We start from the raw sequence: 2,876 nt of genomic DNA, 5'->3' as shown, positions 1-2,876 counted from the left end.
GCTTGCCACCTTCACTGACCGCAAGCCAGCCCTGCCAGTTTGCCTTGGGCGCCAGAGGGCCGGAGAAGACCAGCGCCAGCGCCGGGGCATCGCGATATTGACGGGCATTGGCCTGCACCACGGCCGTGGGTACGCCAGCTGCTTGCTGCGCGGCCGGCACATTGACCGTCGGGGTGGACTTGTCCTGACCACAACCGGCCAAGAGCAGACCGGTCAATAACAAGGCAGACCAGCGACGCTGGCGCGGCGCAAGCCAGATGGGAGCAAGGTGCTGGGAAGCAGGACGCAGGGCAAAGGGGCGCATGGGTTCCATCCCGGATTGGATCGCTGCCACAGCAGCGTGATAGGCAACAGGATAAGACATTCGACTCGCTTGACACAAAACTCATTGCAAAGTATCGGGCGTGAATGGCCACCGGTCAGACAGCAAAACGCCAACCTGATGGTCGGCGTTTTGCGGGTCGGTGAAGCCGTTACGCCATCACCGCCATCTGCCAGGTTTTGAAACCGCCAGAGAGGTTCTTCACCTTGAAGCCGTGCTGGCTGAGCAAGCGGCAGGCCACGTGGCCACGCAAGCCCACCTGACAGCTGATGAGCAGCTCTTTCTCCCTGGGCAGTTCATCCAGGCGACCCCGTAGCTCATCGAGGGGGATGTGCAGGGCACCGGGGATGCGACCCAGCTTGTCGAGCTCGGGGCCATTGCGCACATCCAGCACCTGCTGATGGGGATGGCAGGCCTGCACCTCGGCGGTATGGCAGAGCAGGGTATCTCCCTTGAGATGATTGCTCGCCACGAAGCCCGCCATGTTGATCACATCCTTGGCCGAGCCGAATGGCGGCGCATAGGTGAGCTCCAGATCCTGCAGATCAAACACCGTCAGCCCGGCACGCTGGGCCACCGCCAGCACGTCGATGCGCTTGTCGACCCCGTCCTTGCCGATGGCCTGAGCGCCGTAGATCTTGCCATCGGGGGCAAACAGCAGCTTGAGGCTGACCGGGTGAGCGCCCGGGTAGTAACCGGCGTGACTGCCCGGATGCACATAGGCCTTCTCGAAGGGCAGCCCCAGTTGCAGCAACCGTTTCTCGTTGAGACCCGTGCTGGCCACCGCCAGATCGAACAGCTTGCAGATGGCTGTGCCCTGGGTCTTCTTGTAGGTTTCACTGCGGCCCAGCATGTTGTCGGCGGCGATGCGTCCCTGCCGGTTGGCGGGGCCCGCGAGCGGGATCAGCACGGACTCGCCGGTGACGAAGTCGGTCTCCTCCACCGCATCCCCCACCGCATAGATGAAGGGATCCGAGGTGCACATGCTGGCATCCACCTTGATACCGCCGCGCGGCCCCAGCTCAAGACCCGCCTGTGCTGCAAGCCGAGTCTCGGGCTTGACGCCGATGGCCAGGATCAGCAGGCCTGTGTCGAGCCGGGTGCCGTCGCTCAGGGCCAGCCGCAAGCCGGTGCTGGCCGTTTGCTCCGGCTGCCCGTCCAGGATCTCGATGGACGCGAGGCCGGTGCGCAGCCGCAGGTCGATCCCCTCTTCGCGGATGCGGGCATGGAGCATGTTGGCCATCTCTCTGTCCACCGGTGCCATCACCTGATCGGAGAGCTCCAGCAGGGTGACATCCCGCTTGCGCTGGTGCAGTGCCTCCATCATTTCCAGCCCGATGAAGCCGCCACCCACGACTGTGACGTGGTGCGGATCATCGCGCTGCAGGGCCGCCAGTATGCGGTCCATGTCAGCAATGTTACGCAGGGTATGCACGCCGGGGCTGTCGATGCCGGGGAAAGGCGGGCGAATGGGGGCCGCTCCCGGGCTCAGCAACAGCTGATCATAAGATTCGCGCCGCTCTTCGCCGGTGAGCAGGTTGCGCACCAGCAGGGTCTTGCCAACCTTGTCGATGTCGATCACATCGTGAAAAATCCGCACATCCACGTTGAAACGGCGCTTGAAGCTTTGCGGTGTCTGCAACAGCAAGGCCGAGCGGTCCTGAATGTCGCCACCGATATGATAAGGCAAGCCACAGTTGGCGAAGCTGACAAACTCGCCCCGCTCGAACATCACTATCTCGGCCGTTTCGCTCAGGCGACGGGCTCTGGCCGCCGCAGAGGCTCCCCCCGCCACACCGCCTACAATCAGGATCCGTTTCATCAGAAAGACTCCGGTTAACAATAGATTGCCACTAAATTAGCTATTACTAATTTAGATTTCAATGAAATTTTGTTTAGGTCGATTTTGCAGTATTCTTGCCACCCGCCAGTTGTTCAACAGGATGTTACCAGTTCATGTCGTCTACCGCGCTCAGTCACCTTCCCCCTGCCTGCCAGCCCCCCCTGTTCTTTCGTCTGGATGTCCGCAGCCAACGGCTGGTCGCCCTGACCGATGTGATGCAAACCCCGCTCTACTGGCTGGATGAGCCGAGAAGCGCCTGGCCCGCCCAGTTGCCCGATGCCCTGCGTCTGCCCATAGAGCAAGCCCTTGCCAGCGGCTTGGGAGGCAAACTGGTACTGCGCTTCGCCGGCCAGCAGTGGCACATAGCCCTCTCCCACGAGCAGGATGCCTTCTGGCTCATCTGCCTGCAGACCCAGCGCCAGGAGCCCATCGCCGATCTGGCGTTGCAGCTGCCACGGCTGAGCCAGATGGCCAGCCAGCAGCAGTTTGCCGCCATGCTGGAGGCCCTCAAGGAGAGCCTGGGGGCCGATCGCCTCATTCTTTGGCACTATCAGGCCAACGGCTCGCTCGGCAGCGAGCAGCTGACCCCTGTCTTTGCCCTTGGTGCCGAGGGGCTCTCGGCCATCCGGGGTGACAGTCGCTACATACGCGCCCTGCGCACCCGCAAGTCTTTGAGTTTCTCCGAAGCCGCGCACCAGCCCATGCTGAGCC

2 protein-coding genes and 1 pseudogene are annotated in these 2,876 nt (G+C 62.6%); 1 reads left to right on the top strand and 2 read right to left on the bottom strand.

What is annotated here, in order from left to right; translation table 11 throughout:
- The coding region (locus AAC083_RS07155; protein WP_258224626.1) for a hypothetical protein at window positions 1-304 on the bottom strand (304 nt) is incomplete at its 3' end.
- A 169-nt stretch (window positions 305-473) separates the two neighbouring features.
- Window positions 474-2,144, bottom strand: a complete 1,671-nt coding sequence (locus tag AAC083_RS07150; RefSeq protein ID WP_108536194.1) for an FAD-dependent oxidoreductase — start codon at window positions 2,142-2,144, stop codon at window positions 474-476.
- A gap of 134 nt (window positions 2,145-2,278) precedes the next feature.
- Here AAC083_RS07150 and AAC083_RS07145 point away from each other — a divergent pair.
- A pseudogene (locus AAC083_RS07145) lies at window positions 2,279-2,876 on the top strand (bifunctional diguanylate cyclase/phosphodiesterase); the annotation flags it as partial.

The organism is Aeromonas sp. HMWF014, assembly GCF_963878295.1.
GTDB lineage: Bacteria > Pseudomonadota > Gammaproteobacteria > Enterobacterales > Aeromonadaceae > Aeromonas > Aeromonas popoffii.
The sequence above is the reverse complement of the archived record's forward strand: the minus strand, read 5'-3'. Positions and strand labels throughout refer to the sequence as shown.

Bases quoted from the DNA above. Each gene is read 5' to 3' on its own strand.
- AAC083_RS07150 (WP_108536194.1), bottom strand. From the start codon at position 2,144: ATGAAACGGATCCTGATTGTAGGCGGTGTGGCGGGGGGAGCCTCTGCG.